This is a genomic window from Serratia sp. CY47280 (genome assembly GCF_052168655.1).
Classification (GTDB): domain Bacteria; phylum Pseudomonadota; class Gammaproteobacteria; order Enterobacterales; family Enterobacteriaceae; genus Serratia; species Serratia bockelmannii.
In genome coordinates, this window is the sequence record NZ_JBJNMG010000016.1 from 1 (window position 1) to 646 (window position 646).

The 646-nt window shown below is 46.1% G+C and carries 1 tRNA gene and 2 rRNA genes; all 3 read right to left on the reverse strand.

Annotated features, from left to right (window positions below):
• Positions 1–90: ribosomal RNA gene (locus ACJ8J4_RS24700) — 23S ribosomal RNA — on the reverse strand; the annotation flags it as partial.
• Between the two features lie 234 nt (positions 91–324).
• Positions 325–400 (reverse strand) — tRNA-Glu (locus ACJ8J4_RS24705).
• Between the two features lie 139 nt (positions 401–539).
• Positions 540–646, reverse strand: a 16S ribosomal RNA gene (locus ACJ8J4_RS24710); the annotation flags it as partial.

Consider the following 646-nt stretch of genomic DNA (forward strand, 5'->3'; position numbering starts at 1 on the left):
ATCACCTTACCGACGCTTTTCGCAGATTAGCACGCCCTTCATCGCCTCTGACTGCCTAGGCATCCACCGTGTACGCTTAGTCACTTAACCTCACAACCCGAAGATGTTTCCATCGTTCGTGCTGCAAACATTTGAGAGACTCTATGACAGGTTACTCTTCATCCCAATACGTCTACGGAGGGATAAATTTCAGCCGTCATGTTTCAATTTTCAGCTTGTTCCAGATTGTTAAAGAGCAATATCTTAAACATGACTCGCAAGTCATCTTTAAGATTTTTTCGGTTATCGCTAACCGGTGATAATGTCTTTCACTCATTATCGGAATGGCGTCCCCAAGGGGATTCGAACCCCTGTTACAGCCGTGAAAGGGCAGTGTCCTAGGCCTCTAGACGATGGGGACACGAAAATCCGATTAAACTGAATAACTTAATCGGTTCGTATCAGCATGAATGACTCATGGCATCAACAGGTAGCGCTTTGCTCGTTACTTTTCATCAGACAATCTGTGTGAGCACGCCACTCGAACTAATATCTTTAGGTAAGGAGGTGATCCAACCGCAGGTTCCCCTACGGTTACCTTGTTACGACTTCACCCCAGTCATGAATCACAAAGTGGTAAGCGCCCTCCCGAAGGTTAAGCTACCTA